Source organism: Mesorhizobium sp. WSM3873 (assembly GCF_001672445.1).
Taxonomy (GTDB): Bacteria; Pseudomonadota; Alphaproteobacteria; order Rhizobiales; family Rhizobiaceae; genus Mesorhizobium.
The window spans coordinates 39,253-53,439 of the sequence record NZ_LYTM01000009.1; the positions used below are offsets into that span (position 1 = coordinate 39,253).

General features: G+C 64.3%; 15 protein-coding genes. 7 read left to right on the top strand and 8 right to left on the bottom strand.

Annotation, left to right across the window (positions count from 1 at the left end):
* Nucleotides 1–231: 231 nt before the first annotated feature.
* The 4 genes from A9K71_RS07965 to A9K71_RS07980 all read right to left on the bottom strand — a co-directional run bounded on the left by A9K71_RS07965 (nucleotide 232) and on the right by A9K71_RS07980 (nucleotide 5,402).
* Nucleotides 232–2,004, bottom strand: a complete 1,773-nt coding sequence (locus A9K71_RS07965) for an ABC transporter ATP-binding protein (RefSeq protein ID WP_066992905.1) — start codon at nucleotides 2,002–2,004, stop codon at nucleotides 232–234.
* Nucleotides 2,001–3,026, bottom strand: coding sequence for a glycosyltransferase (locus A9K71_RS07970; protein WP_082980391.1), 1,026 nt, complete (start codon nucleotides 3,024–3,026; stop codon nucleotides 2,001–2,003). The genes A9K71_RS07965 and A9K71_RS07970 overlap by 4 nt, the downstream gene beginning before the upstream one ends.
* Nucleotides 3,027–3,138: 112 nt before the next feature.
* Nucleotides 3,139–4,251 carry a glycosyltransferase gene (locus A9K71_RS07975; protein WP_066993196.1) on the bottom strand — a complete coding sequence of 371 codons (1,113 nt, stop codon included), beginning with the start codon at nucleotides 4,249–4,251 and terminating at the stop codon, nucleotides 3,139–3,141.
* A complete protein-coding gene (locus tag A9K71_RS07980; RefSeq protein ID WP_066992908.1) occupies nucleotides 4,251–5,402 on the bottom strand; it encodes an acyltransferase in 1,152 nt (383 codons plus the stop codon). The genes A9K71_RS07975 and A9K71_RS07980 overlap by 1 nt, the downstream gene beginning before the upstream one ends.
* A 577-nt stretch (nucleotides 5,403–5,979) precedes the next feature.
* Between A9K71_RS07980 and A9K71_RS07985 the strand changes: the two genes are divergently transcribed.
* From A9K71_RS07985 to A9K71_RS07995, 3 genes are all read left to right on the top strand, one after another.
* Nucleotides 5,980–6,867: an EamA family transporter gene (locus A9K71_RS07985; RefSeq protein WP_066992911.1), complete on the top strand. Its 888-nt coding sequence runs from the start codon at nucleotides 5,980–5,982 to the stop codon at nucleotides 6,865–6,867.
* Nucleotides 6,868–7,186: 319 nt separating this feature from the next.
* Complete coding sequence (locus tag A9K71_RS31245; RefSeq protein WP_066992914.1) at nucleotides 7,187–7,693, top strand: hypothetical protein; 507 nt, start codon at nucleotides 7,187–7,189, stop codon at nucleotides 7,691–7,693.
* A gap of 593 nt (nucleotides 7,694–8,286) precedes the next feature.
* Nucleotides 8,287–8,781, top strand: coding sequence for a hypothetical protein (locus A9K71_RS07995; protein ID WP_066992917.1), 495 nt, complete (start codon nucleotides 8,287–8,289; stop codon nucleotides 8,779–8,781).
* Between the two features lie 182 nt (nucleotides 8,782–8,963).
* Here the strand turns inward: A9K71_RS07995 and A9K71_RS08000 are convergent, their stop codons facing one another.
* Together A9K71_RS08000 and A9K71_RS08005 are read right to left on the bottom strand one after the other, a co-directional pair.
* On the bottom strand, nucleotides 8,964–9,608 hold the full coding sequence (locus tag A9K71_RS08000; RefSeq protein WP_066992920.1) for a response regulator transcription factor: 645 nt from the start codon (nucleotides 9,606–9,608) through the stop codon (nucleotides 8,964–8,966).
* On the bottom strand, nucleotides 9,605–11,005 hold the full coding sequence (locus A9K71_RS08005; protein WP_066992923.1) for a sensor histidine kinase: 1,401 nt from the start codon (nucleotides 11,003–11,005) through the stop codon (nucleotides 9,605–9,607). Before A9K71_RS08005 ends, A9K71_RS08000 begins: the two co-directional genes overlap by 4 nt.
* A 556-nt stretch (nucleotides 11,006–11,561) precedes the next feature.
* Here A9K71_RS08005 and A9K71_RS08010 point away from each other — a divergent pair.
* Nucleotides 11,562–11,744, top strand: coding sequence for a hypothetical protein (locus A9K71_RS08010; RefSeq protein WP_066992926.1), 183 nt, complete (start codon nucleotides 11,562–11,564; stop codon nucleotides 11,742–11,744).
* A 17-nt stretch (nucleotides 11,745–11,761) separates the two neighbouring features.
* Here the strand turns inward: A9K71_RS08010 and A9K71_RS31965 are convergent, their stop codons facing one another.
* Nucleotides 11,762–11,920 (bottom strand): hypothetical protein, encoded by a 159-nt coding sequence (locus A9K71_RS31965; protein ID WP_164747355.1) that lies wholly within the window; start codon nucleotides 11,918–11,920, stop codon nucleotides 11,762–11,764.
* Nucleotides 11,921–12,412: 492 nt separating this feature from the next.
* The gene (locus A9K71_RS31250; RefSeq protein WP_156752609.1) at nucleotides 12,413–12,607 is read right to left on the bottom strand and encodes a hypothetical protein; all 195 of its coding nucleotides are present in this window, start codon (nucleotides 12,605–12,607) and stop codon (nucleotides 12,413–12,415) included.
* Here A9K71_RS31250 and A9K71_RS08015 point away from each other — a divergent pair.
* Genes A9K71_RS08015 through arsC form a run of 3 tightly spaced genes read left to right on the top strand, consistent with a single transcriptional unit; the run spans nucleotide 12,593 to nucleotide 14,045 of the window.
* Entirely contained in the window at nucleotides 12,593–12,943 is a 351-nt protein-coding gene (locus A9K71_RS08015; protein WP_066992931.1) for a metalloregulator ArsR/SmtB family transcription factor, read from the top strand. The two genes, A9K71_RS31250 and A9K71_RS08015, sit on opposite strands and share 15 nt — an antisense overlap.
* Complete coding sequence (locus tag A9K71_RS08020; protein ID WP_066992932.1) at nucleotides 12,940–13,638, top strand: MIP/aquaporin family protein; 699 nt, start codon at nucleotides 12,940–12,942, stop codon at nucleotides 13,636–13,638. Before A9K71_RS08015 ends, A9K71_RS08020 begins: the two co-directional genes overlap by 4 nt.
* Nucleotides 13,635–14,045, top strand: a complete 411-nt coding sequence (gene arsC, locus A9K71_RS08025; protein WP_066992934.1) for an arsenate reductase (glutaredoxin) — start codon at nucleotides 13,635–13,637, stop codon at nucleotides 14,043–14,045. Before A9K71_RS08020 ends, arsC begins: the two co-directional genes overlap by 4 nt.
* Nucleotides 14,046–14,187: the final 142 nt, after the last annotated feature.

The following is a 14,187-nucleotide window of genomic DNA, read 5'->3' on the forward strand; positions in this document are numbered from 1 at the left end:
CTGGTTTAGCGCCGGCGGGACAGCACCCCCTCTGTCCTGCCGGACATCTCCCCCGCAAGGGCCCGCAAGGGGGAGATCAGATGTCGTCGCCGCTTTCGCCAACTTCCGACGGAGCAGGAAGAGCGCGGCAGCCGGAGCTGCCAATCTCCCCCCCTTGCGGGGGAGATGCCCGGCAGGGCAGAGGGGGGTGTCTCGCGCCAACCTTCGCCACTTCCCTCGCAAAGAAAGCCCTCACTCCGGCTGGTACAGCTCATCCATGCTGCGTGCCGCCAGTTCCGCGAACGGCGCCTGCTTCTTCACCCGCCCATGCTCCAGGATCACCAGGTCGTCGCAGAACGCGATGGTCGAGTGGTGATGGCTGATGACGATCGTGGTGCGGCGGCCGGCGCGCGATTTCAGCGTTTCCACGATTGCCGCTTCCGAGAGCCCGTCCACCGCATTTGTGGCTTCGTCGAGGATCAAAATGTCGGGGTCGCGCAGCAGCGCTCGCGCCAGCGCGATGCGCTGCCTTTGCCCGGCCGACAGGTTGACGCCGCGATAGCCGACCACCGTCTGGTAGGCCTGCGGCAGCGTCTCGATGAAGCCATGCGCCTCGGCGAGCTTGGCCGCGCGGCGCGCCTCTTCCGCGCTGGCCGTGTCCTTGCCGTAGGTGATGTTGTCGAGGATGGTGCCGTCGACCAGCTCCAGCTCCTGGCTGGCCAAAGCGATGTGGGCCCGCCATTCGGCCGGGTCGATCTCGCCGAGCGGCGCGCCGTCGACGAGGATGCGGCCGCCATCGGGCTCGACGAAGCGGCAGAGCAGGTTGACGATGGTCGTCTTGCCGGCGCCGGAGCGGCCGATCAGCGCCGTCGAGCGGCCGCTCACGATGTCGAAGCTCGCCGCATGCAGCACCGCCGCGCGCTGCTCCTCATTGGCATAGCTGAAGCTGACGCCCTCGAAGGCGATCTTCTCGCCGAGTCCCGCGAACGGGCGGCTGCCCGTGGGCGGCGCGGGCTTGCCCTCGGGGTCGAGCAGCCAGGTCACCTCCTCCAGCGAGCCGGAAAGCCCCTGCAGCTGGCTCCAGGTCATCTGCAGCGCGCGCACATGCGGCTGCAGGCGGTAAAGCAGGATGAGGAATGCGGCGACCAACGGGAAGCTCAAGCCGGCAAGCCAGGCGCCGATCACAACTGCCAGGAACAGCACAGCGTGCAGCACTTCGGTGAGCGGCGCCAGCGCGCCCTGGCGGTTGGAAAGCGTGAAGGCCGCCCGCCGCACGCTGTCCGATGCCTTCTCGAACGCCGCCTTCTCGCGCGCCTCCTGGCCGAAGATGCGGATGAGACGGCCGGCATGCACCAGGTGCAGCATCTGCGAGGCTAAAGCGCTGTTGCGCGCCGCGACGCTGCGGCTCGGCGCCTTGAGATGCGCCGACAGCGCCATATGTGCCGCTTGCACCAGCGCCAGCCCGAGCATCACCAGCAGCGTCATCTGCCAGGATAAGAGCAGCAGGAAGGCAAGCAGGATAACCGCCGCCGAGGCGCTGACGATCGCGCCGAGCACCCCCTGCATGGCATCCGACGCACGCCAGGATTCGTTGGAGATGATGTTGAGCAGCCGCCCTGGGCTCTCCTTCAGGAAGAACGGATAGCCGACGCTGAGCAGGCGTTCGGCGAGCGCGCCGCGGATCGACTGGCCGGCCTTGCCGTAGATATGCGCGGTCAGCACCGCATTGGCGAAGGCAAGCAGGTTCTTGAGCAGGATCGAGCCGAGGATCGCGGCCGAAATCGCGATCAGCCGCTCGCGCTCGCCGAGCCCGGCGCCGACCTTCTGCAGCAGGGCGGAAAGGCCGGCCATGCCGGTCGCCTCGCCATGTCCCATGATGATGCCGAGCAGTGGGATGGTCAGCCCGATGCCGAAGCCTTCGAGCGCAGCACTGGCAAGCCCGAGCGCGACGACAGCGGGCAGCAGGCCGAGCTGACGGCGGCCGAGCGCCCGCCGCAGCATCGCCAGTGTCGGGTGCCCGCTCATGGCGCGCCAGCCTCCGTCCTGACCTCGGCGGCTTCCTCAGCCCGCGGCGGCTGCCGATCGGGCCGGCCGACCAGCACGAGCGTCATGAACTTCGCCGCGCCCGCGAGGTTCATCAAAACGATCGGCCAGTGCGAGAGCCTGAGATCCTGGTCGAAGCGCGGGCCGCCGATCAGCTCGCGCGTGGCGGCACGCGCCGCCCAATAGAAATGGCGAAGCAGCCATGGCGCGCGGCGGAAATGCTTGAGACACAGCGCGCCATTGCCAAAATGATAGTCGCGGTGCAGCCGATCGATCGCCTTGCGGCCACGCCGGCCGTGGTGATGGAAGATCGTCATGTCGGGCACATATTCCACCGCCATGCTGGCGAGCATGGCGCGCACCAGGTAGTCGGTGTCTTCCGCCGAGCGCAGCGGCCCGCCGGCGCCGAAGCGTTCGTCGAAGGGGCCGATGCGAGCGGCGACGTCGCGATGCATGGTCATGTTGCAGCCGAGCACGAAGCCGCCCGGATGCACGGCGGGCGTCAGCCGCTGGCGCTCGTCGCAGCGCTTGATGGTGAAGGGCAGGTCGCGCGCATCGCCGAGTTCGACGCGGCCGCCGCGGATCAGCCATTTCTCGCCGCTTGCATAATGCCGTTGGAGATCGGCGAGATAGTTGCGGTCGAGCCTGCAGTCGTCGTCGATGAAGACCAGCACGTGCCCGCGCGCCCGCGCCAGCCCCGCATTGCGCGCCGCCGCCAGCCCGGGCCGCGGCTCTGAGATCGCCGTAAGTGGAATGTCGGAGCTCGCGGCGATCCGGGAAAGATATTCCGCCGTGCCGTCGCGCGAGCCATTGTCGACCACCACCAGTTCGGCGGCGAAGGCGGGATGCGCAAGACAGGCGGCAAGGATCGAATCGATGCAGGCTTCAAGCACCGCCGCGCGGTCGCGCGTGCAGACGATGAAGGAGACCTGCGGCCGCTGCCTGGGCCAGGGAGGCGCGGGCAGAGCCGGGTGCCGGGGCAGCGGATGGCGCGCGTCGTTCATGGAGAGGGCTCAGCGCTGAGGCTGCTGACCTCCCCGCTTGTGAGGGGAGATTGGCTGTCGCGCCGGCTTTCGCCGATCTCCAGCGCCGGCGAGTGGACGCGGCCAAAGCTGCTCATGCCGCCTCCATCCTGTAAGACGCCAGCACCGATGCCGCCGGCGTGGATTTGAAGCGGTAGGCGAGCCTATCGGCCTGCTTGCCGGCCCACATCGAAGCCTGGCTGAGCCACGGTGCCAAGGCCCCGGGGCGCAACGCATATTGCTCGCGGCGGCGGATCGCGTTCCATTTCGCGGAAAGCGTCAAAAGCTCATGCGTGAGCGCGGGTTGCTCCTCGTCGTTGACGAGCTGGTAGAGGAAATAGAAGAGGTTGAGCGCACCGGCCTCGAAGCTCGGGCGCACCGCCGCGGGCAGCGCGGCAATCCGCTCTTCCAGCGCGCGAATGAAGGCCGCCGCCCCGGCCACCGTCGCGACGGAAACTTGATCGCCGATGGCGCGCAGGTCCTTGGTATCGTCTGTCAGACCCTCGCGCTCGAGGTTTTCGCCGACGATCCGGAGATGCGTGCGCCGCATCTCCTCCACATGCCGGCTGGTCACGCTGCCGGAATGCACGCGGTAGACCAGCAGCCTCTCCTCCATCAGGGCCGCCGGATAACGGTCGGCGAGCCGGCGGAAGAGGTCGAAATCCTCGGCATGCCGGTAGGCGGCGTCGTAATGAAGGTCGGCCTCGCCGATCACCCGGCGGTTGTAGACCACGGTCGGGTGCATGAAGATCGTGAAGAACTTCGCGAGCACGGCGAGGTCGAGGCGGAACACCGGGTCGAACCTGCCGGGCGCGATACGGCCACGCACCAGCATGTCGACGATCGAGCCGCAGAAGCCGAGCTCGGGCCGCGTTGCAAACAGCGCCGCCTGGCGCGACAGCCGCCAGGGATAGGCGAAGTCGTCGGCGTCCATGCGCGCGACGAGCTCGCCTTGCGCGCTCGCCAGCCCCTCATTGAGGCTGGCGACGAGACCGCGATTTTCGCGCGAAATAATGGATACGCGGCTATCCGCCCTGCGGCAGCGGTCGAGGATCTCCAGCGACCGGTCGGTCGAACCGTCGTCGATCGCGATGATCTCGAGCCGGCTGTAATCCTGCCGCAGGATCGATTGGATTGCAGCGCCGACATAGGGCTCGGCATTGTAGACCGGCAGCAGCACGGAGATGAGGGGAGCGGCGCCCGCCATCATCGCCTCGCCTCGGGTCGCTGCAGGTCGAGCGCGGACACGCCGGCCGGCGGGCCTATCCAGCTTGTCTCGCCCGCAATGCCCGCGCGCGACCGCGCGACATAGGGGAAATAGCGCTTGAGACTGTTGAGCGGCTTTTCGAACAGCGCCCAGGAGAGTGAGGCGACAAGCAGCGTGGCGGCGCCTGCGACAAGGAAGCGGCCAGGCCCTTGCTCCGAGACGTTGAGCGGGATCCAGGGCTGCGCCTTGACGGCGTAGGCGAGAAGAATCGGGTGGTAGAGATAGACGCCGTAGCTGATGCGGCCGAGGAAAAGCAGCGGTGGCAGTTCGGCCAGCTTGCCGAGCCTGCCGCCGAGGCCGTTGGAGCAGGCGGCGACGATCGCCACCAGCGGCACCAGCGGCAGCACCTGCACCAGCGCCCAGTGCCCCCACTCCCATGCCGAGTTCGCCGGTCCCGGATCGGACCAGACGACGAGCAGGAAAACGACCGCGAAAGCCGGCCAGCCGAGCCGCATCCAGCGCGGCACATCGGCGCCCCTGGCGCGGCGAACGGCAAGCAGGGCGCCGCAGCCGAGCGCGTCCATAGAGGCCGGCGGCAACAGGTCCCGGGCGAGCGCCGGGTTGGCGGTGAGCGGCCAGTAGAAGCGGTACGCGAACGAGAAGAGGATGACGCCGATCGTGATCGCCTCGATACGCCGGCGCGGCGCCAGCAGCACGATCAGCGGCCAGGCGAGATAGAACTGCTCCTCGATGCTGAGGCTCCAAAAATGGCAGAGCAGCCAGGGGTTCCAGTCGTTGCGCAGCGCATACCAGAAGTTCGAGAGATAAAGCGCATGCCAGGCAAGCGACGAGCTGGACTCTTCCAGATTGGTGACCCAGACCAGGGCCAGCACCGCGAAATAAGGCGGAAAAATCCGGATTATGCGCCTGGCGTAGAAGGCGCGCAGCGCTGGCCCGGAAGCGAATGCGTTGCTGTCACGCGCGTCCAGCAAAAGCCGGGTGATCAGGAAGCCGGAGAGCACGAAGAACAGCCGCACGCCGAGATGGCCGAGGAAGGAGGTGCCGTTCGGCGCAAGGAAATGCGCGTAAAGCACCAGCGTGACGGCTACAGCTCGCACTGCATCAAGCTGGATGTCGCGCTGACCTGTCATTGGCGGGGTCCCCCGGCTCCGCCGTAAGATCCTGCGCTGGACCTGCAAAGCACGCCGGCTCGGCCTGTCGACGAATCTCCGTCCGGGGCGAGAGTGCCGTCCTTGGCTATCAGCGGAATGCCCATTCGGCTCAACGTAGCGGCATCCTCCACTGCCCATGTTGGTTAACATCTGTCTCGGCTTATGTTGCGGCGCAACACACAATGCTTACGGGTTTGAAATAAAGCTGTGATCGGGAAGGTTGCAGAACAAAGTTGTCCGCGGGCGATTTGGCCTATGGTCCTATATACGCAGGGGCGTTTGGTCCGACTTTGGTAGTATTTATCGCCAAGGATGTTGGGGCTTTTCGCTGCAACCGGAGCGCGTGTTTCGGCCTGTATTTACAGTAACGCCTCACTTAGCTGAAGATTGCTAAGCGGCGTTGTGAAAACTGTTTTGACTTTCAAAGTCTTGTGCGGTGCAGCAAACCAGTCGCGAGACCTTAGAGGTCTTGTCCAACCATCCGGCCCCGTTGCCTCAAGACAAGGGAACCGCCAGTCTCTATCTCCACCTCGGACTGGGCGCGGGGGATGGAGAAGTGACGTCGACGCCGATCGCAAAACCGCAGGCGCCGCTGGGGGCCTTGCCCGTGCTTGGCCTGCTCAGCGCCATCCTTTCGGTGCAGGTTGGCGCCGCCTTCGCCAAGGGCCTGTTTCCGGTCCTTGGGGCCGAGGGCACAACGATGCTGAGGCTCGTCATCGGCGCGTTGATGCTGGCGGCAGTGCTCAGGCCATGGAAAGTGCTGCCGACGCGAAAGGGATTGCCTTGGCTCGCCGCCTATGGCGTCACCGTTTCGGTGATGAACCTGCTCTTCTATGCCGCGCTCGAGCGCATTCCGCTGGGCATCTGCGTGGCGCTCGAGTTCACCGGCCCGCTTTTTGTCGCCACACTCGGCTCGAGGCGCCTTCTCGACCTCGTCTGGGTGGTGCTTGCCGTCGCCGGCGTCGTGCTGCTCTCGCCGTTCGCCGATATCAGCCGCGGGCTCGATCCGATCGGCGTGCTGCTTGCGCTTGCCGCCGGCGCCTGCTGGGGGCTCTATATCATCTTCGCGCAGAAGGCCGGCGCCGAGCTTGGCGCCCGCACCTCGGCCTATGGCATGGCGATCGCCGCGCTGGTCGCGCTGCCTCTCGGCTTCACCGCAGCCGAACCTTATCTCACCGACCCGCATGTCATGGCGGCCGCGGTCGTCGTCGGGCTGTTTTCCAGCGCGCTGCCCTTCTGGCTGGAGATGTTGGTGCTCGCCAAAATGCCGGCGAAAGTCTATGGCATGATCGTCTGCCTGGAACCCGCAGGCGCCGCGCTTACAGGGTTTCTCTTCCTGCACGAGAGCCTGAGCGTTTTGCAGTGCACCGGTATCGGAGCCGTCATCGCCGCTGCTTTCGGCGCGGCCGTGACGGCGAGAGCGCCGGTTCCGGCGCCTGGTTAGAGGCTCAATGCATGTCGCCCGAGGTCGCGCCGGTTTTGGTAGAGCATCAGAACAAAAGACTCGAAGCGCGTCGCTCGAATTCGTTTCAGCGAAACGCGCTCATTCACGCCTGAAAAAAGCCGTGCGCAGCCGCGTCCGACTACATCTGTTGGTTGAGATAGGACTTAGGTCCGATTTCATCGCGAAAAAGGTCTGAAAAAGCAAGACAAGGGTCGTGGGCCACTTCCCCACGACGGGTTGATTAGGGATGCTGATGTTGCGACATTGCCGGTGGGGTAGTTCGGCCGAAGGGTCGGATGGCTGGCAAGGGGAGATTGGGATGCGCGTATCGCGCATGGGCTGCAGGCATGTCTTGCGGGCGCTTGTTGCGCTGGCGCTTGTTGTCGCGCCTTTTCATCTCTCCTTCGACGGTCCCGTCGTGGCCAAGGCCTATGCCGGCAAAGGCGGCAATGGCAACGGCAATGGCGGTGGGAACAGCGGCGGCGGCAACGGTAACGGCAACGGCGGCGGCAACAACGGTAACGGCAACGGCAACTCGGGCGGCAACAGCGGAAACAGCAACTCGGGCGGCAACAACGGCAACGGAAATAGCGGCAAAGGCAAGGGCGCAACAAACACTGCCGCCGCCGCCGATGTCGATGATCATGTGAATGCTGCGACCGGCGACAAGGTTGAGGTCAGTGCCAATAGCATCCAGGTCACGCACCGGAACGGAATGAAGGAGAGGATCGAGAACGGCCGTTTCAGGATGGAGGACAAGTTTGGTCGCACCATCGTCGAGCGCAAGGCCACAGTGGCCGATCTCGATCGCCTAAAGAGTTTGTGAGAGCGAGGTTCTATCTGGATTAGATCTTAAGGGGCCAAAAGCCAGCGCTGCAAAATCAGGTTGCCACCTTTTGCTTCGTCTCTTCGGTCCTGATCGTCTTACGACAGAACTCCCGCTGCTCACCTTGCCCCCGCCTTTTGGCGGGGGTACTTTTTTGGGGCCCTTGAGACGGCTGCCGGATAAGGCGGGCTTTTGGCGCATGCCCCCGCAGTCCGGGAAACAATTCATGCGCAAACCAAAGGATACGGCGCTTTTCCGCCCAGGAGGGTGTATGCGCCGTAGCATGCCGCGGTTCGTTGAGTGTCCGCGCCGTTCTCGCGTGCGACAGTCATAATGAATTGCTAACCGCTTTCCAAGCGATTTTGGTTAACGCGACGGCAGTCGCAGCCTCCAGTTGTGTTCCCGGCTGGTTGCGACGATGGTCCCCAAGCGGCTGCAAAAAGGTCCGACCGGACATGGCATGGGTCGTGGGCCGCTTCCGTAACCTTACCAAAGCGTGAATCTTGTCTGGTCAAGACACCGGTTCCGCCTTGGCGGGCTGATAGCGGAACTTCGGCATGGCCGAGGCGGAACCGGCATGAACCAAGGACGGAATGCGCGAACCCGCCTCAAAGAGGTTTGTCCGCCTTACGCTGCGCGCCGCGGCCGTGCTGGCGCTTTTTGCCGCGCCTGGTCATTTCACGTCCAATAGCCTCGCCAAGCTCCTGGTGGCCACCGCTTATGCCGACAACGGCAATGGCGGCGGCAACGGCAATGGCGGCGGCAACGGCGGTGGGGGCAATAGCGGCGGCGGAAACGCTGGCGGCAATTCCGGCAACAGCAATGCCGGTGGCGGCAATGCCAATGCCGGTCCTGGCAACAACAGCGGCAAAGGCAACACCAGCCCCGGCGGCAAGGCCGCCAGCCGTGTCAATGCGGCGACGGGCGACATAGTCGAGATCGACGGCAACAGGATCACCATCATCCACCGCAACGGCATGAAGGAAGAGATCGAGAACGGACGCTTCGAGATGAGCGATGCGCAAGGCCGCACTATCGTCGAGCGCCGGGCGACCGAGAAGGATCTGGCCCGTCTGCTAGGCTTGTGAGGGCCGAGAGAAGCTACCCCCTTTTCCCGCGCCTTCGCATGTCACCCCCGCCTTCAGAGGCGGGGGTGATTTGCTTTTGAAGTGACGGTGAATGGTGAACAGGGAACAGTAATCAACGAAACGCACTTCACCGAATGGGAACGCGCCGACGCTTCACCATTCACTGTACTTTCCGCTATTCACTAATTCCTCTCTCTCGCTTCATGCATCAGCAGCGCCGCCTCCGTCCGATTGCGCACGTTGAGCTTGGCGAGCACTCGGGTCATGTGGTGCTTGACCGTCTTTTCCTGCAGCGACAGCCGCATCGCGACCTCCTTGTTGCTCAGGCCCTCCGCCACCAGCCCCAGGATCTCGGCCTCGCGGCCGGTGAGCTGGCTGAGCGGGTCGGGCTTGCGGCTGGTGGGCTGCAAGAGATCCGACAGCAGCCGGGCCGAAAGCGTCGGCGAAACGTAGCTCTGGCCGTTGGCGACGTCGCGCAGGATCTCGGCCAGCGACTTGGAGCCGACGCCTTTCAACACATAGCCGCGCGCGCCCGCCTTCAGCGCCTGGGCGACGTCGGCATTGGTCTCGGACACGGTGAGCATGACGATCTTCTGCTCAGGCGCCGCCGAAAGGATGCTGGCCAGGGCGTTGAGGCCGCCGCCGGGCATGCTGATGTCGAGCAGCAGCACGTCGGGCGCGCTGGCGCGGACCAGCTTTTCGGCGTCCTCGGCGCTGGCGCCTTCGCCGACAAGCTCGAAGCCGCCGATCTCGCCGAGGCTGCGCGCCACGCCCTCACGAAACAGCGGATGGTCGTCGACAATAGCGATGCGGATGGGTGCGGTCACGGCTGCTCCTCGACAGACAATGTGATTACCAGTCTTGTTCCCCCCGGCCCCGAAAGCGTCTCGAACTGCCCGCCAATGCTTTCGATACGCTCCCTTAGGCCGGCAAGCCCGAGGCCTTCGCTTCGCGCAGGATTGAAGCCCGGACCGGTATCCTGCACCTCGACCAAAAGCTTGCCGCCCTTCATCGTGGCTCTCACCTGCTGGCCCTTGCCCTTGCCGTGCCGGAAGGCGTTGTTCAGTCCTTCCTGCACGAAACGATAGATGCTGATCTTCTCCGAGGTGCCGAGTTCCGGCAAGCGCTCCGGCAGCGTCAGCAGCACTTTGGTGTCGGTGCGGCGCTCATGCTCGGCGACCGCCAGCCGCAATATGTCGGCCACTGCCTGCGTCTCGATCTGCGGCAGCACCAGGCCGTTGCAGATGCCGCGTATCTCGCGCATCGCTTCGCCCAGCGTCTTATGGATGCCGGCGATTTCCGCCTCGCGCTGCGGTTTGGGCGTGGCGGGGTCGACCAGCACCGGACTGTCCATTCTGAGCGCGGCAAGCGCCACCAGCTGCGCCGGGCCGTCATGCAGGTCGGCGCCGATGCGCCTCAGGTAGCGTTCGTTGATGGCAGTGGCTCGCCGCGAGGCGCGCTGCACGCGTTGGCGTAGCGACGAGTTCTGCGCCAGCGCCTCCTGCAACTCGGTGACCTTGGCTTCGAGCGCGGCACGCTGCGTCTGGATGGTGCGGCTGCCGCGAAACACGATGCCCGACAGCAGCGCCAGCGAGGCGGCGGTGGCGCCGGCCACCACCAGCCAGGTCCATCTGAGCGCTGAGTTCAGCGTCTCCTGGAAATCGTCGGCGACTTCGTAGAATTCCGACACCGCCACCACTTCGCCCGACCAGGGTTCGCGCACGGGGTTGTAGATCTCGAACAACGGCGCGGTCACCGCTTTCTCTTCGCTGGTCTCAGGATCGTCGGCGAGGTTGTTGAATTCCGCCACGACATTGCCGGCAAAGGCCGAGATCAGATTGGGGTTGGGCGGAAACGTCTTGCCGATCAGCTTCGAGTTATCGGCGTAAAGCACCGTGCCGTCGCGCCGCCACAGCTTGAATGACACTAGCCTCTTGCCGAGCGCGCCCTGGCCGAGCGTCTCGTCCAGCGCCCGTTTGACCGTGTCGTCGAGCTCGCGGCTCTTGCGCAGGTCCGGCAGCAGCGGCGCGATCACGCTGTCGACATACAGCGCCGTCGTGGTGGCGGAGTTGTGCATCACGCCTTCGCGGATTTGCGACGTCACCCAGAGGCCAACCACGAGCATCACCGCCAAAAGCCCGATGCCGCCGGCAATCACAAACTGCCAGGCCAGCGACAGCCCGCTCCAGATTTGCACAGGTCGCTTCAAGGTCTCCCTGACCATACGCGCGATTCACCCCACCACGAAAAAGAGTATAGGCCAGCCGCGGCAATTGCGACACCGACCTTGGTCCGGCCTTCAGGCGAGCGGTTAACAGCGCGGCCGTCGAGGCTGCAGAAACCGCTTGCAGGTGCCAAGAACGCCTAGTCCGGCCCCCGGCTCAGATGCGGGCGGAACATTAGCAGTTTCTAAGTGTTGAGGTCTTTGCGAGGGCTCCCGAAAGAAACTTCGGCCTATGCCCCCTTGGCAGGCGCGTTTCCTGACCGCTGACATGTGGAGAGGACCATGAACAACATCATCTGGATCGTAGGTGCTATCGTCATCGTGATCGCCATTTTGAGTTTTCTGGGTCTGCGCTGATTCGAGCCGGGCCGCTCGTAGCGATGGCGGCGCGAATGAAACGTGCGGCGGCTTGGGGCGGCCTTGGCCATCCGGCTTTTGGTCGTGCTCGCGGGTATGATCACGGCACTTGTTTTCAGGCGGATGGGCTGGAACGCAAAACAGGGCGACCGCGTTTTGTCTCGCTATGTCGAGGAGTTCTCACCTTCACAAGGCCGAGATGCCAGGCTTGGCCTCGATTGCCGAGGCGGAGCGCCAGGCGCGCGCCGAAAAGAACGCCAGACTGAGGGATCTTCGTACGCATACATCGTGGCTGGTGCTCGATCCCGACGCGCTTTTCCGGGACGAGATCGACTGCTCGGCGCTGTTCGGCGAAGTGCCTGGCCTAAAAATCGTCGGCTAGGAGAGGTTTCTCGGCTGTCAGGCCGGCTGAAGCCGTCCGACAGGTGCCCCGCGCGAGATCGCAATCAGCCGCGCAACGGCCAATGGCGCCAAGAACATGAAAACCGTCGTGATGCCGAGGAAGATCGACCAAGCCAGATCGATCACGCTGTGGTCATAGCAGACTGCGAATTCCATGGCGCCTTACCCTTTTATCCACCCCGCTGCGCATCAGGTTGCCACGCATTGAGCCAAGCATGATCCTCATTTTCTGGAAATACAAGAGATCGCTAATTTGGGTAGCAGGTCAGTTTGAAGTCCACCCCCGATCAGAATAGGCGCTTTCGCCTAGGCCCCGTCTGGAAATAGACGGAAACGGGCGTCACCGACCAGCTTTGGGAGAATCGCGAACATCGTTGCGCTTGTCGAAGCCGAGAAGCCCACAGTGCGCGGCCCTTACAAAAAGCGCGTGACGCAAAAGAGAAGGGCTCGCGGCGTTTAGACGCGAGCCCTTTTCCTTGCTGAGAGCGACATTGTTGGTGTGCTCTGGCGGTCGGATAATCATCACAATCAAGGGTTTGGGGGAAGCTGGCGATCATTCACATTCGTTCAATAGAGCGTGATGGACGGGGGAGTTTGGGCTAACTCGCGATTTCAAACCGACCCACTATCCTAGTTGGGGTGGAAATTTCACCGGCCGGCCGCGTCGTAACGAAACACCAGCGGCTTGTCTTGGTAATCAGCCACCGTGTGGAGCAGATCGCCGATGGTCAGGTCCGAGGATCCAATGGAGGAGCGGGGACGATATTTCTTGTCAGGAGTGAGCATGTCGGCTATGCCTCGTTTCAATATTTCAAGGATTGTTGAAACGTGGATGAGCGTCAAGCCCTGATGGCCTTTGGTGCGCTGTCGCAGGAAACGCGGCTGAAACTGCTTCGGTTGCTGGTGGTTGCCGGGCCGGACGGCATCGCCGCCGGTTCGCTTGCCGAACAGGTCGAGGTCTCTCCGTCCAATGTCAGCTTCCATCTCAAGGAACTGGAGCGCGCCGGCCTGGTCGGCACGCGCCGCGACGCACGCTCGATCGTCTACAGCGCGGAATACGATGCGCTTTCCGCTCTGATCCGCTTCCTGATGGAGGATTGCTGCTCGGGCCGGCCGGAAATCTGCGCGCCGGCGCTCGCCGCCCCGTGCTGCCGGCCAGGCGAGGGGACCCGGCAATGATCTCTTACGATCTGCCGCGACGTGCCGTTGCTGAAGCCCTGGGCGCCGGCCTGCTGGTGGCAACGGTGGTCGGTTCCGGCATCATGGCGGAGACGCTGACGCATGACACCGCGCTGGCGCTGCTCGCCAACACGCTCGCGACCGGCGCCATGCTGATGGTGTTGATCACCATCCTCGGGTCGATCTCCGGGGCGCATTTCAATCCGGCCGTCTCGCTCGTCTTCTGTTTGAACCGGTCGCTGCCGGCGCGCGATCTGCCTGCCTATCTCGCCGCGCAATTCGCCGGCGGCATCGCCGGCACGATCGCCGCGCACCTCATGTTCGCCCTGCCGGCCTTGGAGATCGCGACCAAGCCGCGCGCCGGACCGGCGCAATGGTTTTCGGAAGTTGTCGCGACATTCGGCCTGGTCGCTGTAATTCTCGCCGGCATGCGCTTCGAGCGACGGGCTGTGCCATGGCTGGTGGGCCTCTTCATCACCGCCGCATACTGGTTCACCGCCTCTACGTCGTTCGCCAATCCGGCCGTCGCCGTGGCGCGTGCGCTCACCGACAGCTTTTCCGGCATCAGGCCGGCCGATCTCCCGGGTTTCATCGTCGCCGAACTGCTCGGCGCCTTGATCGCGCTGGCGCTGATGGGATGGCTGCTGCGGCCCGAATCCATCGAGCAATCCGAGCCACTGAAAGCCGAGCCATGACGGTCACCATCTACCACAACCCCGCTTGCGGCACCTCGCGCAACACGCTTTCCATGATCCGCGCCAGCGGTGAGGAGCCGATGGTGATCGAATACCTGAAGACGCCACCGAGCCGCGAACGGCTACTCGAATTGATCGCCGCGATGGGCATCACCCCGCGCGAACTGTTGCGGGAGAAAGGCACGCCCTACGCGGAGCTTGGCCTCGCCGATCCGAAATGGAGCGACGACGAGCTGATCGATTTCATGCTCGCCCATCCCATCCTCATCAACCGGCCGATCGTGGAGACGCCCAAGGGCACGAGGCTCTGCCGGCCGTCGGAGGCGGTGCTGCCGCTGCTCGACAACCCCGTGCGCGAATTCATCAAGGAGGATGGCGAGAAGGTCGCCTGGTTGCCGCAAACCTAGAGCGCCAGATGCTTCATGAAGTAGATCGAGGCTCGTGGTTTGCGAACGGGTCGACAAAGTGATGCGGCACGACACCGACTTCTTGCCAGTTTCTGCATAAGGTCCGCCGCTATCGGAGCTTGGCGATAGATTTGTCGCGCGG